This is a genomic window from Armatimonadota bacterium (genome assembly GCA_031459715.1).
GTDB classification, from domain to species: domain Bacteria; phylum Sysuimicrobiota; class Sysuimicrobiia; order Sysuimicrobiales; family Humicultoraceae; genus Humicultor; species Humicultor tengchongensis.
Genome location: JAVKIA010000034.1, coordinates 1 through 26,518, shown reverse-complemented (window position 1 = coordinate 26,518; position 26,518 = coordinate 1). Strand labels below are relative to the sequence as shown.

Here is a 26,518-nt window from a genome sequence, read left to right as displayed (position 1 = left end):
GGAGCGCGCGGAGCACGTGATGCTGGTGGACCTGGGGCGCAACGACCTGGGTCGGGTGTGCCGCTACGGCAGCGTGCAGGTGGATACGCTGATGGCCGTGGAGCGTTTCTCCCACGTCATGCACCTGGTCAGCGACGTGCGCGGCCGTCTGCGGCCTGGCTGCGATGCGGTGGATGTGCTGCGGGCCTGCTTCCCCGCCGGTACGGTGACCGGGGCGCCCAAGGTGCGGGCCATGGAGATCATCGACGAGCTGGAGCCGGTGGCACGGGGGCCCTATGCCGGAGCGGTGGGCTACATGGGCTTCTCCGGGACCATGGACACCTGCATCACCATCCGCACCATCGTCCTTGCCGGGGGCCGTGCCTACCTCCAGGCGGGCGCCGGGATCGTGGCCGACTCGGTTCCGGAGCGCGAGTACGTAGAGACGGTGAACAAGGCCAAGGCGCTGCTGCGGGCGCTGGAGTTGGCGGGGCGGCGGTACCGGGAAGGCGGAGGGGCGACATGATGGCCAGCGTGGTGGTGATCGACAACTACGACTCCTTCACCTACAACCTGGTGCAGTACCTGGGTGCCCTGGCCGAGGAGGCCGGGGATGACCGGGGACGCCCGGGATTCGACGTGCTGGTGTTCCGCAACGACGCGGTGGATGTCGGCACGCTGGAGGCGCTGGCTCCCGCGGCAGTGGTCATCTCCCCGGGGCCGGGGACGCCTGCGCAGGCGGGAGTGGGCCTGGAGATCATCCGCCGTCTCGGTCCGCGGGTGCCCATCCTCGGCGTCTGCCTGGGACACCAGTGCATCGGTGCAGCCTATGGTGGGGTGGTGTGCCGCGGCGCGGCGCCGGTGCACGGCAAGGTGTCCTCTATCTTCCACGACGGCCGCACCATCTTTCAGGACATCCCCAGCCCCTTCCAGGCCACGCGATACCACTCCCTGATCGTGGAGCGCGCCTCCCTCCCCGAGGTCCTGGAGGTTAGCGCCTCCCTGGAGGACGGTACGGTGATGGGCCTGCGGCACCGGAACTATCCCGTGGAGGGGGTGCAGTTTCACCCGGAGTCGGTCCTTACGCCGCACGGGCGGCAGCTCCTGGCCAACTTCCTCCGTCTGGCCGGGCTGGGGGGTGGAGCCCGGGACGCCCCTGTGGCCCGTCGCTCCGTGGCGCCGGGAGCGGGAGGTGGATAGCGTGGACCTGCGGGAGGCCATCCGCCGCGTCGTCGCCGGGGAGGACCTCAGCGAGGCGGAGGCTCACGCCGCGCTGGGCGTGATCATGGATGGAGAAGCCACGCCCGCCCAGATCGCCGCCTTCGTCACCGCCCTGCGGATGAAGGGAGAGACGGTGGAGGAGATTGCCGGTTGTGCCCGGGCCATGCGCGAGCGGGCGCAGCGGATCCGTCCCCGGGTGGATGAGCTGGTGGATGTGGTTGGCACCGGCGGCGATCAGGTGAGCACCTTTAACGTCTCCACCACCACCGCGTTCGTGGTGGCGGGAGCCGGTGCCTACGTGGCCAAGCACGGCAACCGCGCGGTGAGCCGTCGCTCAGGGGCGGCGGACGTGCTGGAGGCCCTGGGCGTGAACATCCAGGTGGATGCCCGGGTCGTGGCCGCGTGCATCGAGGACATCGGCATCGGATTTCTCTTTGCCCCGCTCTACCACCCGGCGATGCGGCACGCCGCGGGTCCCCGTCGGGAGATCGGCATCCGCACGGTCTTCAACATCCTGGGCCCGTTGACCAACCCCGCCGGCGCGCGACGCTACCTGGTGGGCACCTACGATCCGGCGCTGACCGAGCTCATGGCCCGGGTCCTGGCCGAGCTGGGTGCGCGGCGCGCCCTGGTGGTGCACGGCGACGGGATGGACGAGCTTTCCACCCTGGGACCGACCCAAGTCTGTGAGGTCGCGGACGGAAGTGTGCGCACGTACGTGGTGGAGCCAGGAGAGCTGGGTCTTACGCCGCCTCCGGCCCAGGCTCTGGCGGGCGGCGCGCCGGAGGAGAACGCGCGGATCACGGAGGCCGTACTGCGCGGCGAGCCCGGGCCGGCACGGGAGATCGTCCTGCTCAACGCGGCCGCGGCGCTGCTGGTCGCCGACCTGGCCGGGGACCTGCGAGAGGGCATGGTGCTGGCCGCCCGGGCCATCGACTCCGGCGCGGCCTACGAGCGTCTGGAAGGGTTGCGCCTGCGCACCCGCCTGGCGGAGGGATGAGGACGGTGTCGCTGCTGGAGCAGATCGCGGCGCACAAGCGCCTGGAGGTGGCCGTGGCTGCAGCCATGGTCTCCCCGGCCACGGTGCGAGAACAGGCCCGCCGGGCGCCTCCGCCGCGGGACTTCGCCGGCGTGCTGCGCGTTGGCGACCTGGCGCTGATCGCCGAGATCAAACGCCGCTCACCGGCATCCGGCGTCCTGCGCTCCCAGGTGGATGTGGCCGCCCTGGCCCGGGAGTACGTGGCTGGCGGGGCACGGGCCATCTCCGTGCTCACGGACGGGCGCTTCTTCGGTGGACGCGTGGAGGATCTGGTTGCGGTGCGGGCCGCGGTGCCGGTCCCCGTGCTGCGCAAGGACTTCGTGCTGGAGCCCTACCAGGTCTACGAGTCTCGGGCCCTGGGTGCCGACGCCCTGCTGTTGATCGCGGCTCTGCTGGAGGCCCCCTCACTGGCGGGGCTGGTGGAGCTGTGCACCGACCTGGGGATGGCGGCGCTGGTGGAGGTGCACAGCGAGGAGGAGGCTGAGGCGGCGCTGCGGGCGGGGGCAGGCCTGATCGGCATAAACAACCGGGACCTGCGGACCTTTGCCGTCGACCTGGAGACCACCGCCCGCGTGCGGGCTCGCCTCCCGCGGGACGTGCTGGTGGTCAGCGAGAGCGGCATCCACACCGCGGCGGATGTGGCTCGTCTGCGTCCCTACGCTGACGGGGTGCTGGTGGGGACAGCGTTGATGCGGAGCGAGCGGCCCGCCGCCGCGGTGCGGGCCCTGCTGAATGGAGGGAACGAGCGTGAAGCACAGTCGACTCCTCACCGGTGACCGTCCCACCGGCAGGCTGCACCTGGGTCACTACGTGGGCACCCTGGCCAACCGGGTGCGCCTGCAGGACCAGTACGAGTGCTACTTCTTCCTGGCGGACTACCACTTGCTGACCACGCGCCTGGAGGGCCTGGAAGAGGTGGAACAGAACATCCGCGACATCGTCCTGGACTATCTCAGCGTGGGTATAGACCCGCAGAAGGCCACGATCTTCCTCCAGTCGCGGGTGCCACAGATCCCGGAGATCGCCCTGATCTTCTCCATGCTGGTGACGGTTCCGCGGGCACAGCGGGTGCCCACGCTGAAGGAGGTCATGCGCGACCTGCACATCGCCCAGCCGTCGGTGGGGTTGCTGGCCTACCCCATCCTCCAGGCGGCGGACATCCTCAGCGTGCGGGCGGAGATCGTCCCTGTGGGCAAAGACCAGGCATCGCACCTGGAGCTGACCCGGGAGATCGCGCGGCGCTTCAACGAGCTGTTCGGTCCGCTCTTCCCTGAGCCCCAGACGCTCATCGGAGACGTCCCCACCCTCCCAGGGATCGACGGGAAGGCGAAGATGAGCAAGTCGCTGGGCAACGCCATCTTCCTCTCCGACGACGAGCGGGAGGTAACACAGAAGGTGATGCGCATGTACACCGACCCCAGGCGCATTCACCCCACCGACCCCGGACATGTGGAGGGGAATCCGGTCTTCGTCTACCACGACGCCTTTAACGCGGACAAAGAGGAGGTGGCCGAGCTGAAGGAGCGCTACCGCAGGGGCGCGGTGGGGGACGTGGAGGTGAAGCAGCGCCTGGCCCGCGCCCTCAACGCCTTCCTCGAGCCCATCCGGGAGCGGCGGCGGCAGTACAGCACCCGCCCGCAGATCGTGGACGATATCCTGGCGGAAGGGTGCCGCCGCGCGCGGGAGGAGGCGGCCCGCACCCTGGAGCTGATGAAGGCGCACATGCACATGGACTACTTCGCCAAGGCGGTGGGGGCGGGCATCCGCAGGTGAGGCCGCGCGTCAGGGTCAAGATCTGCGGGGTGACCAGTCCCGAGGTGGCGCGGGCAGCGGCCGCGGCGGGCGCAGATGCGGTGGGACTGGTGTTCGCGGAGAGCCGGCGCAGGGTGACGGTAGCGCAGGCGGAGCAGATCGCCGCCGTTCTGCCGCCTTTCGTGGCCGCGGTGGGGGTCTTCGTGGACGCGCCGGTGGAGGAGGTACTGACCGTGGCCCACGGCATCCCCCTGGACGCGGTGCAACTTCATGGGGAGGAGACACCGCAAGAGGTGGCGGCGCTGCGCGCCCAGGGCCTGCGGGTGGTGAAGGCGGTGCGGGTGGGCCACCGGCTGGATACGGAGGCGCTGGAGCGCTACCGGGGGGCTTCGGCCGTGCTGCTGGACACGTGCGTGACGGGCGCAGCCGGGGGCACGGGGAGGCCGTTCGACTGGTCCCTGGCGCGCGGGTTGAGCGAGCGCGTGCCTGTGGTCCTCTCCGGCGGGCTCACCCCGGAGAATGTGGCCGAGGCGCTGGAAGTTGTCCGCCCCTACGCGGTGGATGTCAGCAGCGGCGTGGAGACGGACGGGCGCAAGGACCCGGAGAAAATCCGGGCTTTCATCGAGGCGGTGCGGCGGTGGGAATGCCGGATGGCGTTGCGGTGAGGGGAGCGGCTGCCGGGCGGCGCGGCTACTTCGGCGCGTTCGGCGGGCGGTTCGTTCCGGAGACGGTGATCCCGGCCCTGGAGGAGCTGGAGGGGGCCTACGCTCGCCTGCGCCGGGACGGCACCTTCGGGGAGCGGTACCGCCAGTACCTGCGGACCTACGCCGGGCGGCCCACCCCCCTGTTCTTCGCCGCCCGCCTCTCCCGGGCGCTGGGTGCCCTCCGCATCTACCTGAAGCGCGAGGACCTCCTGCACACCGGCGCGCACAAGATCACCAATGCCTTAGGACAGGCCCTGCTGGCACAGGCCATGGGCAAGAACCGGATCATCGCCGAGACCGGCGCCGGCCAGCACGGTGTGGCCACAGCCACGGCGGCGGCGTTGCTGGGGCTGCAGTGCGTGGTCTACATGGGCACAGAGGATATGGCGCGGCAGCACCTCAACGTGGTGCGCATGCGTCTTCTGGGCGCGGAGGTGGTGCCGGTGGACTCGGGGAGCCGCACCCTCAAGGATGCCATCAACGAGGCGCTGCGCGACTGGGTGACCAACGTGCACACGACCTTCTATGTCATCGGGTCGGTGGTCGGCCCCCACCCCTACCCCACCATCGTCCGCGACCTCCAGTCGGTGATCGGGAAAGAGGCGCGGGCGCAGGTGCTGGAGGCTGAGGGACGTCTCCCCGATGTGGCGGTGGCCTGTGTGGGCGGAGGTTCCAACGCCATCGGGCTCTTCCACGCCTTCCGCGATGACCCGGTGCGGCTGGTCGGGGTGGAGGCCGGCGGCCATGGCCTGGAGAGCGGGCGGCACGCCGCCACCCTGACCGCCGGCCGGCCCGGGGTGCTGCACGGGGCGCTCACCTACCTGCTGCAGGACTCGTACGGGCAGGTGCGCCCCACCCATTCCATCTCGGCCGGCCTGGACTACCCGGCCGTCGGACCGGAGCACGCCTGCCTCAAGGAGAGCGGGCGGGCGGAGTATGTGGCGGTGACGGATGAGGAGGCCCTGGAGGGATTCCGCCTGCTGGCGCGGACTGAAGGCATCCTCCCGGCGCTGGAGCCGGCCCACGCCATCGGCTACCTCCCACGGCTGGTGTCGACCCTGCCGCGGGAGGCCGTGGTGGTCCTGGGGTTGTCCGGGCGCGGGGACAAGGACGTGGAGGTGGTGGCCCGCGCCCTGGAGAGGAGCGGTGAGCCGGATCACTGAAGTCTTTGCCCGACTGGACCGTCCGGCCCTGGTCGCATTCCTGATGGCCGGTGATCCGGACCCGGCGCGCAGCGCGCGGCTGCTGCGCGCCGCCGCCAGGGCGGCTGACATTCTCGAGGTGGGCGTCCCCTTCTCCGACCCCATCGCCGACGGTCCCACGATCCAGCGGGCCGGCCAGCGGGCGCTGGCTGCGGGGATGACGCTGGAGGGTGTCCTGGACCTGGTGAGGGGCCTGCGCCGAGGCGTCGACATCCCTGTGGTCCTGCTCACCTACTTCAATCCCGTGGTGCAGTTCGGGGTGGAGCAGTTCTGCGGCGAAGCTCGCGCGGCAGGCGTAGACGGGCTTGTGGTTCCCGACCTTCCGGTGGATGAGGCCGACGGGCTGATTCCCCCCGCCCGTGACGCCGACCTGGACACCGTCTTCCTGGTGGCGCCCACCACCTCGGACGCCCGCGTCGTGCTGGCCGCCGAGCGCAGCCGGGGATTCCTCTACTGTGTCTCCCTCACCGGGGTGACCGGAGCGCGCCCGGAGGTGCCCCCGGAGGTCATGGGCCTGGTGGGGCGGGTGAAGGCCCGGACCACGCTCCCGGTGTGCGTGGGCTTCGGCATCTCCACGCCGGAGCAGGCCCAGGCCGTCGGGCAGGTGGCCGACGGGGTGATCGTGGGCAGCGCGCTGGTGGACCTGGTGGAGCGGGCGGCCGACGCCGAGGAGGGCATGGCGGATCTCCTGGGACGCCTCCGCGCTGCCCTGGCCACAGTGGTTCGGCGCCCTTGAGATACTTGCATGACTGCTTGCTAGCTATACCTGCGTCGGGGATTCACCATCGGCAAAGGGGGCGGAGACCGGCGCGCCGTCATGGAGGTGGACCGGGAGGGGCGGCCGGCCGGGAGGCCGCAGCAGCGACGCCGTCACCGCGCCACCGATCAGCGCCGCCACCACAGCCAGCGAGACGCCGATGGGGATATCGTAGAGGTCGCCGAGGAGCATCTTGGTCCCCACAAAGGCCAGCACCAGCCCCAGGCCCACCTTCAGGTAGCGGAAGCGGTTGAGCACGCCGGCCAGCAGGAGGAAGAGCGCGCGCAGGCCGAGGATGGCGAAGACGTTTGAGGTGTAGACGATGAAGGGATCCGTGGTCACGGCGAATATGGCTGGGATGGAGTCGATGGCGAAGACGATGTCCGTCGCCTCCACCACCACCAGCACCAGCAGCAGGGGCGTGGCCATGATCCGGCCGCCCACGCGGACGAAGAACCGCGCGCCCTGGTAGGTGGGGACCACGGGCAGGCAGCGGCGGACCAGGCGCAGCAGCGGGTTGCGCTCCGGGTGTACCTCCTCGCCCCTGGCGCGGACAATGCGCACGGCGGTGAAGAGGAGCAGGCTGCCGAAGAGGTAGACCACCCAGTGAAAGGCCTGCAGCAGCGCGGCACCCGCCAGGATGAAGGTGAGGCGAAAGACGATGGCTCCCAGGATTCCCCAGAAGAGGACACGGTACTGGTAGGCGGCGGGTACGGAGAAGTACGAGAAGATCACCAGAAAGACAAAGATGTTGTCGACGCTGAGGGCCTTCTCGATCAGGTAGCCGGTGAGGAACTCCAGCCCGCGCTGCGCCCCGAATGACCGGGCCACCCAGGCGTTGAAGAGCAGTGCCAGCGCGATCCAGAAGAGGCTCCAGCCCAGGGCCTCGCGCGTGCCGATGGCGTGTGCCTTCCGGTGGAAGACTCCCAGGTCGAGGGCAAGGAGTCCCAGGACGAAGAGGGTGAACGTCCCCCACAGCAGCGGGGTCCCGACACTGGCCGGCATGTGATCTTTCCTCCCCGCGGAGCTCGCCCGGACAGAGAAAAGGGCGAGCCTCCGCCGCCACGATGACAGGCTGCGAAGGTCTCGCCCCCGCTATGCGCCACGAGAGCCGGGCCGGGTCGCAGGCGACCGTGCTGACGGCCCGAGCACGGGGTGCACCCCCGAGGCTACTCCCCTTCGCGCGGAGTGTACACGACGTGGGCCTGTAGGGCAAGATGATGACGAGGGTTTGGCGAATTCTCTGGGCAAACCCTGATCTCGCATGCCCGAGCATCACCAGATCCTGAATTTTCTGCTGCTGCTGGCCCTGATCGTGGCCGCAGCCAAGGGAGCAGGGTGGTTGAGCCTGCGCCTCGGTCAGCCGGCGGTTCTGGGAGAACTGCTGGCCGGCGTGGTCCTGGGGCCCTCGCTGCTCGACCTTTTGCACCTGAAGCCCTTCGCCGGCGAGGGCATGGCCGCGGGCGTCTTTCTCCTGGCCAACCTGGGCGTGGTCCTGCTGATGTTCATCGGGGGGCTGGAGACCGACCTTGAGCAGATGCGGGCGGTGGGGCGCGTGGCTGCAGCCGCGGGCGCGGCCGGGGTGGTGGTCCCGCTGCTTTTGGGGCTGGCCGTCGCGCTGCCCTTTGGCTTTGGATTGCAGAAGAGCGCGTTCATGGGCATCGTCCTTGCGGCCACGAGCGTCAGCATCACCGTGCAGACGCTGATCGAACTGGGGCAACTTGATTCAAAAGAAGGGACGACGCTTCTTGGCGCCGCGGTGGTGGACGACGTCATCGCTCTGCTGATCTTATCGCTGTTCGTCGCGGTGAGCCTGGCGGGCGGCGGCGTGGCGGATGTGGGCGGCGTGGTGCTCCGGATGGCCGCTTTCTTCGTCGTGGCGATTCTGCTGGGGCGCGTGTTTCGAGGCGTGCTCGGTCGCGCGGCGCAGGCCCCGGTGAGCGAAGGGCTGCTCGCGGCAACTCTGGTCGCCGTGCTCGCCTATGCCTGGAGCGCGGAGGCGCTGGGAGGTGTGGCCGCAATCACCGGGGCGTATCTTGCGGGGGTTCTCGTCGCCCAGGGGGGGTACCGCCATGAGGTGGAGCACCGCCTGAAGGCGTTCACCTATGCCCTCCTCGTACCCATCTTCTTTGTCAGCATTGGCCTACAGACCAACGCCCGTGCGCTGGCCGCGCAGGACATCCCGCTGGCCCTCCTGATCATCCTGGCGGCGGTGGCCGGGAAGGTGATCGGGTGCGGCGCGGGGGCGCGGCTGGCGGGCTTCACGGGACCGGAAGCCCTGCGGATCGGCGTGGGCATGATCAGCCGCGGCGAGGTCGGGTTGATCATCGCCGCGATTGGTCTGCAGACCGGGCTGCTGGCGGATCGCGGTTTTGCCATCATGGTGATCACGGTGCTGGCCACCACGGTGATCACCCCGCCGCTGCTGCGGGCGGTCTTTGCGGCGGTGCCCCCCTCCGAGGAGGCGGCCATCGAAGCGGCCTTTGGCCATCCCGACGACTCCCGGTGAGGATCTGCCCGTGGGCATGGACGAGTTAATCCTAGTGGTGCCGCGGACCCGACTGCTCCCGGCCGGAGGCCTGGACGGTTTTCTCGTCGGCGGGGTGGACACGTACATGGAACGCATACACCGCCACGGAGAGTTCCGCTGGCGCAGGGATGTCGAAGGGGATCCCTCGCTGAAGCAGATCATCCCCTACCTGATCATCCGCCACCGGGACCGGATCTTTTTGTTTCAGCGGTCCGTCCGGGGTGGGGAGCGCCGGCTGCGCGGCCTCTACTCCATCGGCGTGGGAGGGCACATTGCCTCGACGGACGCGGCCGGCGCGCCGGACCTGCTGGGCGCCGGGCTGGCACGCGAGCTGCACGAGGAGCTGGTCATCGCCGGTGGGTGGCGGGCACGGCCGGTGGGTGTGCTCAATGAGGAGGATACGGCGGTGAGCCGGGTCCACTTCGGCGTGGTCTACGTGGTGGAGACAGATGATGCGGCGGTGCGGGTGCGGGAGGAGGACCGCCTGCACGGTCGCCTGGCCACGGCCGCCGAGGTGGTGGCGGCCCGCCCCCGGCTGGAGAGCTGGTCACGGCGCATCCTCGATGCTGCGGACCCATTTTCGCTCTGAGACAGGGTCGCTTCCCTCCGCTGCCCGCGTCGGACGACAGGTTCCACCCGACGCGAAACCGGCAGGTGTAATCGTGCGGGTGCGTCCCCCCTACAGCCTGCAGCGGACGCTCCAGTGCGGGCAGGTGTTCCGCTGGACGGTGCGCGACGGGGTGGCCACGGGCATCTTCCGCGGGCGGGTGTGGACGGTGCGGCAGGAGGGCCCCGCGCTGCGCGTTAGCGGTGGGGACCCGGGGGAGCTGGAGGCGCTGATGCGTCACCTGGCGGTGGATGCGCCGTTGCGCTCCGTGGAGCGGGCGCTGTCCAAGGACCCCGTGCTGCGCCGGGCGCTGGAGCACACCAGCGGCATCGCCATCATGCGGCAGGACCCCTGGGAGTGCCTGGTCTCCTACGTGGTGTCCGCCTTCAACAACATCCCCAAGATACGCCTGACCGTGGAGCGGCTCTCCCGCCGCTTCGGCCGGCCGCTGGCGGACGGCCGGTTTGCCTTCCCAACGCCCAAGCGGCTGGCCGATGCCTCCCTGCCAGCGCTGCGGGCGTGCCTGCTGGGCTACCGGGCGCCGTACGTCCGGGCAGTGGCGCGGGCGGTGACCGAGGGCCGGGTAGACCTGGAAGCGCTGCGGGTGCAGCCCTACCCGCAGGCGCGGAAAGTCCTGCTGGCCCTGCCCGGCGTTGGAGAGAAGGTGGCGGAGTGCGTGCTGCTGTTCGCCCTGGGCCACGGCGAGGCCTTTCCCGTCGACGTCTGGGTGCAGCGCGCGGTGGAGGCCATCCTGGGTCGCCCGGCCATACCGCGCGAGATCCGGCAGTGGGCCCGCGACCGCTTCGGCCCCCTGGCCGGCTATGCCAACCAGCACCTCTTCGTGGCCGCCCGCATGGGCATCCTCGGCCGGAGCAGCGCCGTCTAGCTGCCGTGGGTGCACTCCGCAGCCTTCCCGGCCGCCTGCGCCGCGCGGCGCAGCTCACCGTCCTCTACGACGGCTGGTGCTCGCTGTGCACCCGCAGCGTGCGGCGCCTAAGCAGGCTGGACCTGCTCTCCCTGGTGCAGTTCGTCTCCTTTCGCCATCCCGGCGTTCTGGAGCGCTACCGGGTGGACCGGGCCCGGGCCGAGCGGCGGGTCCTGGGCATCGACGCGCGGGGGCGCATTCGGGAAGGGGCGGACGTCATGGTGCAGATCGCGGTGCGCTTGCCCCTGCTGTGGCCGCTCCTCCCCGTCCTGGTGGTGGGGCGGCTGCTGGTGGGCCAGAGACTCTACGATGCCCTGGCCGGCCGGCGTGCCGTGCTGGTTCCGGGGAGTCGGGTGTTATCATGCAAGCAGAGCATTCACGTCTCGCCTGCTGAAGTCCAGGTGGGGAGCCTTATGGGCCTGACCTTTATTGACGGGACAGTCCGGGGCGGTGATTCTAAAGAGGTGACTGTCCGCTTCCTGGTTGACAGCGGCGCCACGTACACTTTGCTTCCCCAGGATGTCTGGCGCCAGCTCGGGCTGGTGCCACGGAGACGCGTCACCTTCTCGCTGGCCGATGGCACCCCGGTGGAGCGTGACGTTTCGGAGTGCTACATCATCCTGCCGCAGGGCGAAGGGCATACCCCTGTCATCCTGGGCGAACCGGGGGATGTAGCGCTCCTGGGTGCGGTCACGCTGGAGATCCTGGGCCTGGTCCTCAACCCCTTCACCAGAGAGCTTCAGCCGATGCGGATGATGCTGGCCTGACTCCTGGAGGAGCGCAGCTGCCAGAACTGGAAGCCCGCCCCCCTGCGGGTGTGTCGTTGGCGTGATGGCGGGTTCTCTTACGGGCTCACCATGATCCGGCCGGCTGGTCCGGCGAGCAGCTCGCCGATGCGGGCGATGGGAGTGACGTCCCGCTGCCGCAGGGCCGCTTCCAGGGCGTCGACCCGGTGGGGGGGGACGGCCATGAGCAGCCCGCCGGAGGTCTGGGCGTCGGCCAGCAGGAGGCGGGTTTCCTCGTCCACGCCTTCCTCATAGGCGACCTTGTCCTGCAGGAACTCAAAGTTACGGGCAGTGCCCCCGGCGATGGCCCCCGCCCGAGCGAGGGCGTGGGCCTGCGCCAGGATGGGGACGGCGCCGGCGCGGACGCGGGCGGCCAGGCCGCTGGAGACCGTCACCTCGTGAAGGTGCCCCAGCAGACCGTAGCCGGTGACATCGGTGCAGGCGTGCACCCCCACCTCAACCATGGCCTCGGAGGCGGCGCGGTTGAGGGTCTCCATCACGCGGATCGCTTCCGCGGCGACCTGGGACGGGGTCTTTCCCTGCTTGATTCCCGTGGTGATGACCCCCAGGCCCAGGGGCTTTGTCAGCAGTAGCTTGTCCCCGGGACGCCCGCCGGCTTTGGTAACGATCTTCTCCGGGTGCACGGTGCCGGTCACCGCCAGGCCGTATTTGGGCTCTGGGTCGTCGATGGTGTGGCCGCCCACGATGAGGACACCGGCCTCCGCTGCCTTATCCGCCCCGCCGCGGAGGATCTCGCTGAGGACCTCCAGCGGCAACTTGCTCCGGGGGAACCCGGCGATGTTCAGGGCCAGCAGGGGGCGGGCCCCCATGGCGTAGATGTCGGAGAGGGCGTTGGCCACGGAGATGGCCCCGTAGTGGTACGGGTCGTCCACCACCGGGGTGAAGACGTCCACGGTCTGCACCAGGGCCAGGTCGTCGCTGAGCCGGTAGACCGCGGCGTCGTCGCGCGCAGAAAGGCCCAGGAGCAGGTTGGGGTCACTGGGTTGTGGCACAGAGCGCAGGACCTGCGCCAGGTCGGCGGGGCCGAGTTTGGACGCTCAGCCCGCGCAGGCGACCATGGCGGTGAGCCGGATGCGCTCCCGCTGGTCTTCCATCCGCGACCTCCTCTCCCCGATGCCAGGCGCGGCGGGGCTCATTGTAGCACCGGGCCGGCGCCTCCTGCTATGACGCCCCAGCGCCTGCTGCTATGATGGCTCCGGTGTCCCACCGTCATGGCTCCGGCATCCTGCCCATGACCGCGTCCAGTGTGCCCTTCGAGGTGTTCGACCACCCTGCGGAGGCGGGCATTGTGGCCTACGGCCGCGACCTCCCTGAGCTCTTCGCCAACGCCGCCCGCGGCATGTTCCACTTCATCGTCGACCCGGCCACGGTGCAGGTGCGCGAGTGCCGGCCGCGGGTGGTCGCAGCCGACGATCTGGAAGGGCTACTGGTGGCGTGGCTGAACGACCTGTTGGTGGTCCTCAACGCCGATGAGTTCCTCCCCAGGGAGTTCCTGGTGGAGGAGGTGACGTCGACGCGGGTGCAGGCCCGGCTGGCCGGAGAGCCCGTCGACCCGCAGCGGCACCGGTTCCGGCTGGACGTCAAGGCGGCCACCTACCACGGCCTGCGCCTGGAGCGCGGGGACGGCTGGTCGGCGCGCGTCCTCTTCGACGTATAGTGGACGTCGTCATCGTCATCGACTTCCTCATCCTGCTGGTCGTCCTGATCCTCCCGCTGGTCTCCCACCTGGTGGAGCAGAACCTCGAGGCGTTTCTGTTCATGATGGGCCTTACCGCCGCGCTGGCGGCCCAGGCCCTGGACGGGCACCTCGTCCGCGCTGCGCTCACTGACCCGATCCCCATCACGCTTGCCGTCTTCGTCTCCGGGCTGGTCTTCCACTGGCTGCGCGGTTCCATCGCTGACCTGCTCATCCGCCTGCGTACGGTGATGCCGATGCGCCTGGTCGTGGCCATCCTGGTCACGGCGCTGGGGTTGATCAGCAGCGTGATCACGGTGATCATCGCCTCCCTGGTTCTGGTCGAGTTGATCGGGGCAATGCAGTTTCGAGAGGATGATGAGACGCGTCTGGTGGTCCTGGCCTGCATGGTCATCGGTCTGGGGGCGGCACTCACTCCGATCGGCGAGCCGCTCTCCACGATCGCCACCGCCAAGCTTGGGGAGGACTTCTGGTTCTTGATGAGGTTGCTCGGGCTGTGGGTGATCCCGGGGATCGTCGTGTTGGGCGCCGCCGCCGCGCTCCTGCCGCTTCGCTACAGGGGGCCGAGTCTCTCGGAGGAGGCCGGGACCGAGACCTACCGGACCGTCGCGGGCAGGGCGCTGCGGGTTTTCTTCTTCGTGATGGCGCTGACACTGCTGGGAGAGGGGTTCAAGCCGCTCATCGACCGGTTCGTCATCCGCCTCGACGCTCGCTTGCTGTACTGGATCAACATGGTCTCGGCCATTCTGGACAACGCCACCCTCACCGCGGCGGAGGTGAGCCCGCAGATGTCGCCGCTGCAGGTGCGGGCCGTGCTGATGGGCCTGCTGATCAGCGGCGGCATGCTCATCCCCGGCAACATCCCCAACATCATCGCCGCGAACAAACTGAAGATCCGCAGCCGCGCCTGGGCGCGGTGGGGAATCCCGTTGGGGCTGGTCCTCCTGCTGGCGTATTTTGCCGCGTTGTTTCTCCTCTGACGCAGCAGGAGACAGTGCCCGGCTAATTATGAGGCAAGGGCCCCGGCCTGGCTTAGATTTATTCTGAGGCAACGCGGACGCTTGATTTCACGGGTGGCCTCCGATACCATGGACCTAAACGGCAAGGACGGAGTTCTGCTTCCTCCACGCAGCGAGCCTCCGGGCGATGGGACGGAGGCCGGAGGAGCTTCCGACTCCTGAGCCGGGGGCGAGCCAGCGCGGCGAAGCTCCCCCGGGGGCGCCCGAGATCGCGCAGGAAGAGCCGTTCCGTACGGCGCGCCGTTGGACGGTGCCGGGCCACGGGGCGGAATCAGAGTGGCACCGCGGGAGGATCCCGTCTCTGCAGCAGAGGCGGGATTTTGGTTTTCAGGGAGGGAGGCATGCTCGAGCTCAAGGTGATCCGTCAGCAGCCGGAGGTCGTCCGAGGGGCGCTGCGCGCCCGGGGCGGGGACGCCTCGCTGGTGGACCGCATCCTGGAAGTGGACCGGCAGCGGCGGGCGCAGCTCCAGGAGATCGAGGCCCTGCGGGCGGAGCACAAGCGGGCGTCTGCGGAGATCGCCCGGCTGGATAGTGACGCGCAGCAGGCTCGCATCGCCGCGGCGCGGGAGCTGTCCGAGCGGCTTGACGCCCTGGAGGCGGCCCTGCGCCAGGTGGAGGAGGAGCTGGACCCGCTGCTGCGCCTGCTGCCCAACCTGCCTCACCCCAGCGTGCCCGTGGGCCCGGGTCCCTCGGGCAACGTCACGGTGCGCACCTGGGGCGAGCCGACAACGTTTCACTTCCCGCCGCGGGACCACGTGGAGATCGGCACGCGCCTGGGCATCCTGGACCTGGAGCGGGGGGCCAAGGTGGCCGGCTCGCGCTTCTACTACCTGGTTGGCGACGGAGTCTTGCTGGAGATGGCCTTGATGCGCTACGCGCTGGACGTGCTGCTGGCGCGCGGCTTTCTCCCGGTCATCACCCCCGTGCTGGTCAGGCCTGAGGTGATTACCGGGGCCTGGGGCGGGCCCCAGCTGGACCCGCTGCAGACCTACTACATCCCATCGGACGACCTGGCGCTGATCGGGACCTCCGAGCACAGCCTGGCTGGCTACTACATGGACGAGGTGCTGGAGGGGGAGCGCCTGCCCATCCGCCTGGCCGGCCTCTCCTGGTGCTTCCGCCGCGAGGCCGGATCCTACGGCCGGGAGATCCGCGGCCTCTTCCGGGTGCACCAGTTCGACAAGGTGGAGATGTTCTCATATTGCCATCCCGACCGCTCCTGGGAGGAGCATGAGTTCCTCCTGTCCATCGAGGAAGCGATCCTGCAGGCGCTGGAGATCCCCTACCGTGTGGTACTCCTGTGCACCGGCGACCTGGGGCTGGCCTCAGCCAAGACCTACGACATCGAAGCGTGGATGCCGGGACGCGGCGAGTACGGCGAAGTCACCTCCTGCAGCAACACCACCGACTTCCAGGCGCGGCGGTTGCGGGTGCGCTTCCGCATGGGGCGCGGCCGGACGCAGTTCGTGCACACGCTGAACGGGACGGCCGTTGCCACCAGCCGGGCCCTGATCGCCGTGCTGGAAAATTACCAGCAAAAGGACGGCAGCGTGCGCATCCCCCGGGTCCTGGTGCCATACATGGGCGGACGGGAGGTCCTCCGCCCCCCAGCCCCACGCTGAGCCCGTCGGGGCCGAAGGGAAGGCGCCCGCGCCCCAGCTCGTGCGCCGGTCATGTAGCCGGCAGCTACTTGCTGTGCTTGTCCGCGACCTTGCTGGCGCCGTAGGCGTCGGGCTTGGTCACGGCGGCGAACCCCGAGCCGGTGACCATGCCGATGACTTCACGGATGATGGTGCGGGTCTCGCCCCGCTCACCCACGTCCAGGTGGATCTCTACCGGGAGCTGAGAGTGGCCGTTGCGGGCCAGCTCTCCGGCTATCCTGCTGGCCGTCTCCAGGCTGAGGGAGGTCTCGTAGAGGATCCGCTGCCGCAGGCTTCCCATCTTACGGTTGCGCTGCTTGCGGTAGAAGTAGCGCCCCCCGTGCCCGACGCGGTGGACGACGACGGCGGTCACGAAGGTGGTCTCCTCCCCAAGCACCGAGTCGGTCCCGATGATCAGGTGATACTGCTGCTCGGGGTCCTCCTCGATGTAGCCCACCAGGCGGCGGAACATCTCCTGGAAGCTCAGTTTCCCGTGTGTCGGGCTGTGGAACTCCATCAGCATCGTCCCGCAGGCCAGTATAGTGCCCCGCTCAGTCCGCGGCAATAACCGCGCGTCGCGCTGGCCGCAGCAACCGCGCCGAGTTGCCCAGAATGCCCAGGTCGGGCAGCGACTGCGCGGCTGCGGCCAGGATGAGGGGGAGGATGCCCAGGGCGGCCAGGGTCAGTCCGGCCAGATTGTAGGCCGCGGTGAAGGCGATGTTGGTCCGCACCACACCCATGGTCCGCCGGGCGATCTGGAACAACTCGGGAACGAGCGTCCAGTCCTCGCGCAGCAGGGCCGCGTGCGCCGCCTCCATGGCCACGTCTGTGCCGGCCACCCCCATGGCGATCCCCACATCCGCCGCGGCCAGCGCCGGCGCGTCGTTCACCCCATCGCCCACCATGACTACGGTGTACCCCCCTGCCTGGTAGGCACGAACCGCGGTGATCTTGTCCTCGGGGAGGAGGCGGGCGCGGTAGGGGATGTCCAGCTCCCGGGCCAGCGCAGCCGCGGTCTGCTCGGTGTCCCCCGTGAGCAGCTCAATCTGCTGCACACCCAGCCGGCGCACTGCAGCCAGCGCGGATGGGACTTCGGGCCGGAGGGTGTCCGCGGCGGCCAGCAGGCCGACCAGCTCCCCGTCGCGAGTCACGTAGAGCACCGTCTTACCCGCGGCCTCCAGAGCGGCGCCGGTCTGCTCGGGCCCATCCGCTCCCTCTGGGGGGACAAGTCGCCTGCTGCCCACTGCCACGGCGTGGCCGTCGACGCGCGCCTGCACCCCCTGCCCGGGGATGGCGATGAACTCCTCGGGGTATGCGAGCGGAAGGCGACGGTCACGGGCCGCCGAGCGTACCGCCTCCGCCAGCGGATGCTCTGAGTAGCGCTCGGCGGAGGCGGCCAGGGAGAGCAACTCCTCCGGCGTGGCCCCGTTCAGCGGCACGACGTCGGTGATCCGAGGGCGGCCCAGGGTCAGCGTGCCGGTCTTGTCGATCAGTAACACGTCGGCGCGGGCCAGGGCTTCCAGGTACCTTCCCCCCTTGATCAGCAGGCCGCGGCGGGCCGCGGCGCCGATGGAGGCCAGCACGGCGATGGGCGTGGCCAGGGCGAATGAGCAGGAGCAGGCGACCACCAGGACAGCGGCTGCGGCCAGCGGGTCACGGCGTAGCACCAGGGTGAGCGCGGCGATGCCGGTTACGACGGGGAGGTAGTAGCCAGCGAAGCGGTCGGCAACGCGCTGTACCCGGCCGCGGTGCAGGTCGGCCTGCTCTGCCAGTGTGACCACCCGTCCGAACGTCGTATCACGGCCCACGTGGGTGGCGCGCACGCGAAGGCTGCCCAGCCGAGCCGTGGTCGCGGCGAAGACCCGCGTGCCCGGTCCCGCCTCCACCGGCATGGACTCACCGGTGATGGAAGCCTGGTCCACTGTGGCCTGCCCGCCCACCACCTCGCCGTCCACCGGGATCTGTTCCCCGGGCCGTACGATCACGGTGTCCCCGGGCCGGACCTGCTCCACGGGGATCTCCACTTCTACCCCGCCCCGCTCCACGCGGGCCCGCTGCGGGGCCATGGCGGCCAGGGTGCGCAGGGCCCGGCGCGCCCGCTCGGTGGTGAAACGCTCCACGTAGTCGCCGACCCGCATGAAGAAGACCACCACGGCTGCGCTGGCCCATTCCCCCACGGCCAGCGCAGCCAGCGCACCCACGGTCATCAGGGTGTGCGAAGTTACCTGGCGTCGCCACGCCGCGCGGGCGACGTTGCGGAAGACCGGGAAACCGGCGGCCAGGACTGCCGCTGCGCCCAGAGGCAGGGGGATGCGGCGGGTGAGAGCTTCCAGGAGGCCCAGCCACTCACCGACCACAACCACGAAGAGGACGACGCCGAAGACGGTCCCCAGCAGCAGGAGGACCGGCCGGTGGAACCGCTCCTGAACAGAGGCGGACCGATGGGAAGTGGTGGCCACGGGTGCACCCACGGCGTATCCGGCCCCCTCAACCGCCCGCGCGATCATCGGGAGATCCGCGCGGCTCGGGTCAAACCGTACGACGGCTTTCTCCCCGGCCAGGGAGACGTCCACGGAATGGACCCCGGGCAGGCTGGCAATCACCCTCCGGACATGTCCGGCGCAGTCGGCGCAGTCCATGCCCTTGATGGGGATCTCGACGGTATGTGCGCCGCGCATCACCGGGACGGAGGTACCTCGAACCTGGTGCACTCGTAGATGCCTCTGGCCACGTCGGCCAGCAGCTCGTCGGCCAGCCGGAGAAGCGCCTCCACGCGTGCATCGCTCAACCGATAGTGGACATGCCGCCCCCGTTGCTCGCTGACCGCCAGGCCACAGTCGCGCAGGCAGGCCAGGTGGTTGGATGTATTAGGCTGGCTAAGGCCGGTAGCGGCGGCGATCTCGCCGACAGTCAGCGGGCCACGACGGAGGGCTTCCATGATGGAGAGGCGCGACGGATCGGCCAGCCCGCGGAAGAGCTTGGCCTTGATAGCAATGCCACTTCTCCGGGCGGTGATCAGCATCGCCGGACCCCGCAGTACAAAGAAAATATCACGAGGTAATTATATCAAAATCCCCCCGGGACCGCCCGATGAGGCCAGAGCGCCTGGCCTACCCGGACGTTCTTTGAGATGGCCCTGTTAGATCTCGCGCCGCCCCTCCAGGGCCTTGGCCAGGGTCACCTCGTCGGCGTACTCCAGGTCGGCACCTACGGGTACGCCGTGGGCAATACGGGTCACCTTGACGCCCAGGGGCTTGAGCACCTTGGCCAGGTAGAGGGCCGTGGCCTCGCCCTCCGCCCGCGGGTTGGTGGCGACGATGACCTCCTGCACCTGCTCCCGGCGCACCCGGTCCAGGAGCTCGGCGATCTTCAGGTCGTCCGGGCCCACGCCGTCCAGCGGGGAGATGGCCCCATGCAGCACGTGGTACCTTCCCCTGACCTCCCGCGTCCGCTCCATGGCCACCACGTCCCGCGGGTCCTCCACCACGCAGATGATGCTGGGGGTGCGCTGGGGGTTGCTGCAGATGGCGCAGGGATCGACGTCGGTGAGGTTCCAGCAGATGCTGCAGTAGCGGGTCTGCGCCCGCGCCTCCAGGATGGCCTGGGCCAGCCCCTCCGCGTCCTGCGGGGCCATGCGCAGGATGTGGTAAGCCAGACGCTGCGCGGTCTTTGGCCCGATACTGGGCAGCTTGGTCAGGGCCTCGATCAGCCGGGCAACAGGGGCGGCGTACATGGGTGTCGGCTACAGGGTGACCCCGGGCAGGTGCAGCCCTCCCGTGACCGCCTTCATCCGCTCCTCTGCCAGGGCGCGGGCCTTGCGCTGCACCTCGTTGACGGCGGCGATGACCAGGTCCTGGAGCAGCTCCAGGTCGGCCAGGTCGACCGCCGCCGGGGAGATGGTCAGGGACAGCAGCTCGCCGTGCCCGTTGGCCACGGCGCTGACGGCGCCGCCCCCGGCGGTGGCCTCGACGCGGGTCTCGGCCAGCTCCGCCTGCACGCGGGCCATCTCCGCCTGCAGCTTCTGCACCTGTTTGAACATCTTGCTCACGTCGCGCACGGAAGTTCCTCCTCCGACCGCACCCGGCACCTGCGGCTAGCCGCCGTCGGACAGCGGCCGGACCTCCACCACCTCTCCGCCGAACAGCTCCACCGCCCGCGCCACCAGCGGGTCGAGATCCCCGGCGGGCGCCGCAGAGGACGCTCCGTCCACCGACGGGGCGGCCGCCTCCTCCCGTACCTGGCAGTGGAGGGCCAGCCGCCGGCCGAAGACGCGCTCCAGCGCCTGCTCCACGACCAGACGGTTCTCCGGCCTGTGCAGGCTCTCCACGTGGAAGTTGTACCCGCTGCGCAGGCCGACCACCAGGGTCCCTCCGCGCACCTCCAGAGGGACGCCTTCGATGAGCAGGGCGTGGCAGAACATCTTCAGGCGCTTGACCTCTTCGAGCACGCGAGCCCAGCGGTTGCGCACGTCCTGCAGGGTGAGGGCCGGGGGAGCCGCCTCCTGTGCCGCTTTCGGCGGGGAGTCGCGGGAGGGCGCGGGGCCGGGAGGAGCCGGTGCACGGCGGGCAGGAGCTGGTGCGCGTCGGGGAGGTGCGCTGGGGGGTGGGAGATCGCGGGGAGGCGATGTCCCGGGGGGTGTCGGTGCGCGCGGAGGTCTCTCGCCGCTCTCCAGGGCATGGATCCGGGCCTGCAGGCCCTCCAGCGTGGGGTCCATCTCGGGGCGGGCCAGGCGGATCAGGGCGATCTCCAGCAACAGACGCGGCTGGGAGTGTGCCCGCGCCTCCACGTCGGCGTCGCTGAGGATCTTGGCCGCCCTCAGCAGGTCGGCCACCTCGGCGCCGGCGGCCTGCTGGCGCAGCGCGGCCAGGCGCTCCGGGGTGGTATCCAGCACACCCGCAGGATCCTGGGCCACCTTGGCGATGAGCAGGTCGCGGAAGTGCTCCAGCAGCGTGCGCATGATCTGCCGGCTCTCCTTTCCCTCGTCCAGCAGGCCGGAGACGGTGCGCAGCACCTCCACCGGGTCGCGGCGCAGCAGGGCGTCCGCCAGGGCGAAGAGCGTCTCCTCGGCGGGAGCGCCCAGGATGCTCAGGATGTCTTCGGTGGTGATCCTTTCGTCCTTGTAGGCGCCGAGCTGGTCCAGCACCGACTCGGCATCGCGCACCGAGCCATCGGCCAGGCGGGCGATATGCCGCAGCGCCCGGTCGTCGATGGCAAAGCCTTCGGCCTGGGCGATGCGGCGCAACCGGGCTTCGATCTCCGCCAGGGGGACGCGGCGGAAGTCGAAGCGCTGGCAGCGGGAGGCCACCGTGGCCGGGATCTTGTGCGGCTCGGTGGTCACCAGGACGAAGACGGCGTGCGGCGGTGGCTCCTCCAGCGTCTTCAGCAGGGCATTGAAGGCGCTGGTGGAGAGCATGTGCACCTCGTCGATGATGTAGACCTTGTACCGGCTCTCCGCCGGCGCCAGGACGATCTTCTCCTTCAGCTCCCGGATGTGGTCCACCTGGGTGTGGCTGGCCCCGTCGATCTCGATGACGTCCAGGCTGCTGCCCTGGTTGATGGCCTGGCAGGATGGGCAGGTGTTGTCGGGGTGGGGCGTGGGGCCCTGGACGCAGTTCAGCGCCTTGGCCAGGATGCGCGCCACCGTGGTCTTGCCCGTGCCGCGGTGGCCGGCGAAGAGGTAGGCGTGGGTCACTCGCCCCGCCTGGATAGCGTTCTGCAGCGTGCGGGTGATGCGTTCCTGGCCGATGACCTCCTCAAAGGTCTGCGGCCGCCAGCGGCGGTAGACGGAGATGTGGGACACCGCGTCACCTCGGGGAAGACACTCTCTGACTATTTCGACAGGAGACCGACGCGGCCTGCCAGAAACCTGTGGAGGCATGCCCGGTGTACCCTCCCTCCTCCTCGTCTACTACGCCGCTGCCGCCCTTGCCGCCCTGTGGGTCCTGCTGGACGGACGCGCCCGCCTGGCGCACCGCCCGGCGTGGGAGGTCGTCTTCTGGGCGCTGGGGGTGGCGATCCCGGCCACGCTGCCCATCTTCCTGCCCATGTACCTGCTGGGCAGCCGGGCTCCCGATCGGTCAGGGCTGTGGGGTCCCGCCGAGATCATCGGGATCGCCATCTTCTTTGGCCTGACCCTTCCCCTGGCCGCCGGGCTGGCCGGGCTGCGCCAGGACGCCCTGACGTTAGGGGCGGTCTCGGCGGTGATCCTGGTACAGAATGCCGGTTTCGTCCTCCTCAGTGTTCTGGGCATTGCCGTCCGCTATCATCTGCCCCTGGCGCGCCTCGGGCTGACCGCGCGCCACTGGGGCCCCCTGCTGGCCGCCGGCCTGATCGCCGGTAGCCTGATGGTGCCGGCAAGCGCTGTGGCGGAGCGGGCGGGGGTGGAGGCCTACGCCCTGGTGCGGGGCCAGGAGGCGGCCCTGCGGCAGGCGGAGCGCGAGCGGCGCATGGACCCCCTGAACCGCGTGCTGGAGGCGGCGGAAGGCCCAGCGGCGACGGCGTGGCTGCTGACCCTCCTGGGGGTGGTGGTGCCTGTGGGGGAGGAGGTCTACTTCCGCGGCGTCGTCTACGGCGGCCTGCGGAACCGGTTCGGCCGGGGATGGGCGGTCGTAGGGAGTACTCTTTTCTTCGGGGTCGTCCACCGGCAGGTGGTGCACTTCCTGCCCATCGCCGTGCTGGGGCTGGTTCTGGCCCTCCTCTATGAGCGGGCGGGAAGCCTCCTGCCGCCCATCGCCGTGCATGCCGTGAACAACGTGGTTTCCGTCCTGGCCCGCATCTACGGCTGGGAGATCTAGCTGTTCTGCTCCCGGTCGCCCGTGACGGGCACGCCCATGATGTGGAAGCCGCTGTCTACGAAGATGATATTGCCGGTGACCGCCCGGGCCAGGTCGCTGGCCAGGAAGACGGCCACGTCCCCCACATCCTCCTGGGTGATGTTGCGCCGCAGCGGAGCCACCTCCTCGGTCAGGTCGCGCAGCCGGGAGATGCCCTTCACCGCGCTGCCGGCCAAAGTCTTCAGGGGCCCGGCGGAGATGGCGTTGACGCGGATCTGCTGCGGCCCCAGTTGCGCGGCCAGGTAGCGCACCTCCGTCTCCAGCGCCGCCTTCGCCACCGCCATGACGCTGTAGCCGGGGACGACGCGCTCCACGGCGTTGTAGGTGAGGGTGAGGATGCTGCCGCCACTGGTCATCAGCCGGGCGGCGTGCCGGGCCACGGCGATAAGGGAGTAGGCGCTCACGTCCAGAGCCAGCGCGTACCCTCCGCGGCTGATCTCGTGGAACGGGCGGGTCAGCTCCTCGCGGCCGGCAAAGGCGATGCAGTGGGCCAGCGCGTCCAGCCGCTCCCACCGCTGCGCCAGAGCGTCGAACGCCGCGGTCAGCTGCTCGTCCGACTGCACGTCGCAGGGAAGCGTGAGGAACCGCTCGCGGCCGCCCAGGCCGTCCAGTAGCTCGTCCAGGTTCTCCTTCAGGCGGTCGTTCTGGTAAGTGAAGGCCAGCTCCGCCCCCTCCCGGTGGAAGGCGGTAGCGATTCCCCAGGCAATACTGCGCTTGTTGGCCACGCCCATGATCAGGGCGCGTTTCCCTGCCAGCAGCACGAGGCTAACCTCCCATATAGATAGTATTCGACACGGTGCGGGTGGAATCCGGCCCGTTCGAACAACCGCCCCTCGCTGCCCCGGGGCCGACGGCAGGGGGCATCGTGGCTCGCTTGCGGCCTTTTCTGCCCTCCGATAGAATGCATCCGGTTGCGGTGGGGCCTGTAGCTCAGCGGGCAGAGCGCCGGGCTTTTAACCCGGGCGTCGGGGGTTCGAGTCCCTCCAGGCCCTCCAGACTTGGAAAGGACGCCGCAGGACTGAGTTCCTGTGGTGGGAACGCCGGGTGAGTAGGGCCGTCAAGCCCGGTGCGCTCACCCGGGGTTTAAGTTTCTCCTGATTTCCCTGCCTCTTTGCCGGGTCCGGGCTCCTGCGCGTACTGGACCGTTGCCGCTGCCGCCCTGGTGAGGTTCGCCAGCGCTGCTGGCGCGCGGCCTTCGCGTGGAGCAGACGCCTCGGCCAGCGTCTCCACCGCCCCGGTCTGCGACCGGTTACCCTTCAAAGGCTGAGGCGCGGGGAAAAGCAGCAAGATACGCGACGACTGCCGGCCACCCCGTATGATCGAGCAGCCTTCGCGGTCTGTCGCGTTCTTTTTGTTCGGGAGTTGCGCGGTTACGCCAGCGATCCCGAGCAGATGCGCCGGAGCTCTCGTATCCGCATCTCTAGTAAGCGACGATCGGTTTCGCCGGAGATGCGTTGAAGGCGGCCCTCTGCATCCGAGATCAGCCTGTCGAGGTGTGCCACGCTCGCCTCCGGTGCTCCTTTGAGTTGTCGTAATCAGCGTTCACGACAATGAAGGCGTGGGCCCATATCCAGCGACGCCAGGCAGCGTTACAGGGCCGTAAACCGGCAGTGCGTTCTGCCAATCCGCCGTGGCAAGATTGTTGAGCACCTCGACCAAAGATAGCGACCCTTCCCCGTCGCTGCTCCTTGCGGATCCAGAAAGCACAGCTTGCCGCCCTTCATCCAGGTAGAGAATCTTGTGTCTCTTCACGGCTTTTTCCCTTAATGGCGTTCAGGCGTCCAACGGATTGGGCTTCTGCTGCGGCGTGCCGGCCACCCCCATGCAGATGGCGGGCGCCCCCGCACGCTACGTTATCCGGCGCGCGCGATAGCAGCAAGCCCCTGTTAGGCCACACAGCGCTTGGTGCCCTGCGTCAACCGTGCTCACGGACGCGCTTCAGCAATTGCTCCAGAACCTTGCGCTGCGCACGGTACTCGACGCTGGTCGAAATCCCCTCAATAAGTCGAAAGTCCAGGAGCTCCCTAAGTTCAGAGAGAAGCGCTTCATGCCCCGAGCGCGCACGCTTCACACGGACTTCTGAAGACTCATCCGGAGCCGGAAGGTTGTAAGAATAAACCACCTCGGCCCCTCCGAGCAGTGGACAATGACCTCTGCGCCAGGCGTCGCCTCAAGGACGTGTGCAAAGTACCAGGGGAGTTTGGCACTATGCTGATCACAGTTTTGCAGTTTGGGATAGAAGATTTCGCGATGCGCCTCGAGCAATCGGATCGCAAGATCGATCGCACGGTTGGCATCTTCCGTCGAGACCTTAGCCCTGGTGTGGCGATACGCTCCGTCTTGCTCGAAGAGGTCGCCAACAAAGCGCGCGAGTTCTGGCGCCAGCCCCTTGGAGTACTTCTTATCGCGGAGGTGAGCTCTGACTGCAGACGTTTCCGGAAACGGAGGAGGGTTGAAGGCAGTCGCCCAGTCCTGAGCCCACTTCCTGGCCCCGAACTCGACACCCTCCCTGTAAGAGTTCTCGATCTCGGAAGCGACGCCTACTAGGGCGAGTCTTGGGTGAAGGAGCGGAATCAATTTGAGGTTCTCCAGGTTGGCGCGCACTCGATCACAGAATGTCCCCAGCATCGTCGTTTGCTGCCTAACAGTTTGTGCTTCGGCCGCGCCGCGAAGCGCAGCGGAGCGGCGTCGGCTGCAAGCGCGTGTTGGGCGGCAGAGACGTAGAAAGGCCCTTCTTCAGCAAACCTGGTGCTGGCGGCGGAGAAACGCATCTGAGCGGGGTGCCATTGCTGTGACGGCGCACTGGCATTTGTTCTTGCTGATTTCCGTTGCTGACGGTCTCCAACGATAGAGCTACGGGAGCATCTTCAGAATCTCTGCGAACTGCTCTACCGTGAAAGCCTTCAAGGTTGTCGTCCTGACGTAGCCAGCCATGCCCAAGGCCAGCAACTGCGCCAGGGCAACCTCGTCACTGGGCCCTTCCGCAATCGCAACGTAGTCGTAGGGGCCCATAACGGTGTAGAAGGCAAGTAGTTTGCCCCCAGCTGCTTCGAGGTCCTTGGCTGCATTCCTGATCCGCTCCGGGGCCCCCTTGATGTCCTTGATGCCCTGCTCGGTCAGGTTCATCAGGATAACGTAGGTTGACATGGTCTTACCTCCTTTCCTCTCTTCTTCATGCAACCAGTGCGCCGTCACTCTGCCCGCGAACTATTATGCTCTGCTCGAGAGAATCTCTCGTGCTGGCTTGGATTCAAGAGATGTCGCCGGGCCAAGACTCAGCCGCCCAACGTCGGGCGTCAGCTGCTGCTGGAAGCGGGAGCGCAGCAGACGCTGCAGGCAAGTCGGCTGCACGCCTTGGTTAGCTGGCAACGACATCGATCACCCGGGACGCGCACAAGCTGACAGCTGGTAAGACCACCTCGCCCAACGGGCCAAGCATCGCGGTGGTGCTCGTCCGATCAGCTTGACGACCTATGGTAGTCTCGAGAGCACTTTTGCAGCGAGCCCCCTGGCCGCATCGAGACCTCCGGCGTCAGATTTGATTTCGACCTCGACCTCATATTTTCCCCTGAGCACTCTGAGAGTGTTCAGGATTTTGTCCCAATAGGCATCGTCTCCGAGACCGCTCACCGGCTGCACCGATGCGGCGTTTTTCCTGCCTGTCTCAAAGAGATCCCGCGCCTGCGCCGCGGCACCAGCATAGTACTGTACATCGCTTCCTACAAAAACGCTTACCGTCAAGACTGGGAGTGGACGACCGGCGACTAGCGGTAATGTGGGGTCTCCGTAGTTGCAGATGCTCATATTA

At 68.7% G+C, this 26,518-nt stretch carries 28 protein-coding genes, 1 tRNA gene and 1 pseudogene; 18 read left to right on the top strand and 12 right to left on the bottom strand.

Annotated features, from left to right (window positions below; genetic code table 11):
• The 8 genes from QN152_11175 to trpA form a co-directional block, all read left to right on the top strand.
• A partial coding sequence (locus QN152_11175) for an anthranilate synthase component I family protein (GenBank protein MDR7540070.1) occupies window positions 1-505 on the top strand: 505 nt, incomplete at its 5' end.
• Complete coding sequence (locus QN152_11170; GenBank protein MDR7540069.1) at window positions 502-1,179, top strand: aminodeoxychorismate/anthranilate synthase component II; 678 nt, start codon at window positions 502-504, stop codon at window positions 1,177-1,179. The genes QN152_11175 and QN152_11170, both read left to right, overlap by 4 nt.
• Entirely contained in the window at window positions 1,172-2,200 is a 1,029-nt protein-coding gene (gene trpD, locus QN152_11165) for an anthranilate phosphoribosyltransferase (GenBank protein MDR7540068.1), read from the top strand. The genes QN152_11170 and trpD overlap by 8 nt, the downstream gene beginning before the upstream one ends.
• On the top strand, window positions 2,197-3,015 hold the full coding sequence (gene trpC, locus QN152_11160) for an indole-3-glycerol phosphate synthase TrpC (protein MDR7540067.1): 819 nt from the start codon (window positions 2,197-2,199) through the stop codon (window positions 3,013-3,015). Before trpD ends, trpC begins: the two co-directional genes overlap by 4 nt.
• Window positions 2,987-4,012: a tryptophan--tRNA ligase gene (trpS, locus tag QN152_11155; protein ID MDR7540066.1), complete on the top strand. Its 1,026-nt coding sequence runs from the start codon at window positions 2,987-2,989 to the stop codon at window positions 4,010-4,012. Before trpC ends, trpS begins: the two co-directional genes overlap by 29 nt.
• Entirely contained in the window at window positions 4,009-4,656 is a 648-nt protein-coding gene (locus QN152_11150) for a phosphoribosylanthranilate isomerase (protein MDR7540065.1), read from the top strand. The genes trpS and QN152_11150 overlap by 4 nt, the downstream gene beginning before the upstream one ends.
• Window positions 4,653-5,858 (top strand): tryptophan synthase subunit beta, encoded by a 1,206-nt coding sequence (gene trpB, locus QN152_11145; GenBank protein MDR7540064.1) that lies wholly within the window; start codon window positions 4,653-4,655, stop codon window positions 5,856-5,858. Before QN152_11150 ends, trpB begins: the two co-directional genes overlap by 4 nt.
• Window positions 5,842-6,633, top strand: coding sequence for a tryptophan synthase subunit alpha (trpA, locus tag QN152_11140; GenBank protein MDR7540063.1), 792 nt, complete (start codon window positions 5,842-5,844; stop codon window positions 6,631-6,633). Before trpB ends, trpA begins: the two co-directional genes overlap by 17 nt.
• Before the next feature lie 24 nt (window positions 6,634-6,657).
• Here trpA and QN152_11135 read toward each other — a convergent pair whose 3' ends face one another.
• Window positions 6,658-7,659 (bottom strand): TerC family protein, encoded by a 1,002-nt coding sequence (locus QN152_11135; GenBank protein ID MDR7540062.1) that lies wholly within the window; start codon window positions 7,657-7,659, stop codon window positions 6,658-6,660.
• Between the two features lie 259 nt (window positions 7,660-7,918).
• On the opposite strand from QN152_11135, the gene QN152_11130 reads away from it, so the two are divergent.
• The 5 genes and pseudogenes from QN152_11130 (at window position 7,919) to QN152_11110 (ending at window position 11,483) form a co-directional block, all read left to right on the top strand.
• Window positions 7,919-9,163, top strand: a complete 1,245-nt coding sequence (locus QN152_11130; protein ID MDR7540061.1) for a cation:proton antiporter — start codon at window positions 7,919-7,921, stop codon at window positions 9,161-9,163.
• Window positions 9,164-9,179: 16 nt separating this feature from the next.
• Complete coding sequence (locus QN152_11125) at window positions 9,180-9,773, top strand: hypothetical protein (GenBank protein MDR7540060.1); 594 nt, start codon at window positions 9,180-9,182, stop codon at window positions 9,771-9,773.
• A gap of 73 nt (window positions 9,774-9,846) precedes the next feature.
• Complete coding sequence (locus tag QN152_11120; GenBank protein ID MDR7540059.1) at window positions 9,847-10,677, top strand: DNA glycosylase; 831 nt, start codon at window positions 9,847-9,849, stop codon at window positions 10,675-10,677.
• Window positions 10,578-11,036, top strand: a pseudogene (locus tag QN152_11115) (DCC1-like thiol-disulfide oxidoreductase family protein). Before QN152_11120 ends, QN152_11115 begins: the two are co-directional and overlap by 100 nt.
• Window positions 11,037-11,129: 93 nt before the next feature.
• Window positions 11,130-11,483: an aspartyl protease family protein gene (locus QN152_11110; protein MDR7540058.1), complete on the top strand. Its 354-nt coding sequence runs from the start codon at window positions 11,130-11,132 to the stop codon at window positions 11,481-11,483.
• Between the two features lie 77 nt (window positions 11,484-11,560).
• On the opposite strand, the gene selD is transcribed toward QN152_11110, so the two are convergent.
• Complete coding sequence (gene selD, locus QN152_11105) at window positions 11,561-12,616, bottom strand: selenide, water dikinase SelD (protein MDR7540057.1); 1,056 nt, start codon at window positions 12,614-12,616, stop codon at window positions 11,561-11,563.
• 104 nt (window positions 12,617-12,720) lie between these two features.
• On the opposite strand from selD, the gene QN152_11100 reads away from it, so the two are divergent.
• From QN152_11100 to serS, 3 genes are all read left to right on the top strand, one after another.
• Window positions 12,721-13,179 (top strand): archease, encoded by a 459-nt coding sequence (locus tag QN152_11100; protein ID MDR7540056.1) that lies wholly within the window; start codon window positions 12,721-12,723, stop codon window positions 13,177-13,179.
• Window positions 13,179-14,198 carry a DUF1646 family protein gene (locus tag QN152_11095; GenBank protein MDR7540055.1) on the top strand — a complete coding sequence of 340 codons (1,020 nt, stop codon included), beginning with the start codon at window positions 13,179-13,181 and terminating at the stop codon, window positions 14,196-14,198. Before QN152_11100 ends, QN152_11095 begins: the two co-directional genes overlap by 1 nt.
• A gap of 380 nt (window positions 14,199-14,578) precedes the next feature.
• Window positions 14,579-15,859, top strand: a complete 1,281-nt coding sequence (gene serS / locus QN152_11090) for a serine--tRNA ligase (protein ID MDR7540054.1) — start codon at window positions 14,579-14,581, stop codon at window positions 15,857-15,859.
• Between the two features lie 64 nt (window positions 15,860-15,923).
• On the opposite strand, the gene QN152_11085 is transcribed toward serS, so the two are convergent.
• From QN152_11085 to dnaX, 6 genes are all read right to left on the bottom strand, one after another.
• Window positions 15,924-16,394, bottom strand: coding sequence for a ribonuclease H-like YkuK family protein (locus QN152_11085; GenBank protein MDR7540053.1), 471 nt, complete (start codon window positions 16,392-16,394; stop codon window positions 15,924-15,926).
• Window positions 16,395-16,428: 34 nt separating this feature from the next.
• Window positions 16,429-18,555, bottom strand: coding sequence for a cation-translocating P-type ATPase (locus QN152_11080; protein MDR7540052.1), 2,127 nt, complete (start codon window positions 18,553-18,555; stop codon window positions 16,429-16,431).
• On the bottom strand, window positions 18,555-18,899 hold the full coding sequence (locus QN152_11075; protein ID MDR7540051.1) for a metalloregulator ArsR/SmtB family transcription factor: 345 nt from the start codon (window positions 18,897-18,899) through the stop codon (window positions 18,555-18,557). The genes QN152_11080 and QN152_11075 overlap by 1 nt, the downstream gene beginning before the upstream one ends.
• A 117-nt stretch (window positions 18,900-19,016) precedes the next feature.
• On the bottom strand, window positions 19,017-19,610 hold the full coding sequence (gene recR, locus QN152_11070) for a recombination mediator RecR (GenBank protein ID MDR7540050.1): 594 nt from the start codon (window positions 19,608-19,610) through the stop codon (window positions 19,017-19,019).
• Window positions 19,611-19,619: 9 nt separating this feature from the next.
• Entirely contained in the window at window positions 19,620-19,916 is a 297-nt protein-coding gene (locus tag QN152_11065; protein ID MDR7540049.1) for a YbaB/EbfC family nucleoid-associated protein, read from the bottom strand.
• A gap of 54 nt (window positions 19,917-19,970) precedes the next feature.
• Complete coding sequence (gene dnaX, locus QN152_11060) at window positions 19,971-21,677, bottom strand: DNA polymerase III subunit gamma/tau (protein ID MDR7540048.1); 1,707 nt, start codon at window positions 21,675-21,677, stop codon at window positions 19,971-19,973.
• Window positions 21,678-21,753: 76 nt separating this feature from the next.
• Between dnaX and QN152_11055 the strand changes: the two genes are divergently transcribed.
• Complete coding sequence (locus tag QN152_11055; protein ID MDR7540047.1) at window positions 21,754-22,671, top strand: CPBP family intramembrane glutamic endopeptidase; 918 nt, start codon at window positions 21,754-21,756, stop codon at window positions 22,669-22,671.
• Here QN152_11055 and QN152_11050 read toward each other — a convergent pair.
• Window positions 22,668-23,441, bottom strand: a complete 774-nt coding sequence (locus QN152_11050) for an enoyl-ACP reductase (protein ID MDR7540046.1) — start codon at window positions 23,439-23,441, stop codon at window positions 22,668-22,670. The two genes, QN152_11055 and QN152_11050, sit on opposite strands and share 4 nt — an antisense overlap.
• A 188-nt stretch (window positions 23,442-23,629) precedes the next feature.
• Here QN152_11050 and QN152_11045 point away from each other — a divergent pair.
• Window positions 23,630-23,705 (top strand) — tRNA-Lys (locus QN152_11045).
• A 1,072-nt stretch (window positions 23,706-24,777) separates the two neighbouring features.
• Here the strand turns inward: QN152_11045 and QN152_11040 are convergent.
• From QN152_11040 to QN152_11030, 3 genes are all read right to left on the bottom strand, one after another.
• Window positions 24,778-25,314, bottom strand: coding sequence for a hypothetical protein (locus QN152_11040; protein MDR7540045.1), 537 nt, complete (start codon window positions 25,312-25,314; stop codon window positions 24,778-24,780).
• 249 nt (window positions 25,315-25,563) lie between these two features.
• Window positions 25,564-25,857 carry a GYD domain-containing protein gene (locus tag QN152_11035; protein ID MDR7540044.1) on the bottom strand — a complete coding sequence of 98 codons (294 nt, stop codon included), beginning with the start codon at window positions 25,855-25,857 and terminating at the stop codon, window positions 25,564-25,566.
• A gap of 324 nt (window positions 25,858-26,181) precedes the next feature.
• Window positions 26,182-26,518, bottom strand: a 337-nt coding sequence (locus tag QN152_11030; GenBank protein MDR7540043.1) for a hypothetical protein, incomplete at its 5' end; no start/stop codon positions are given.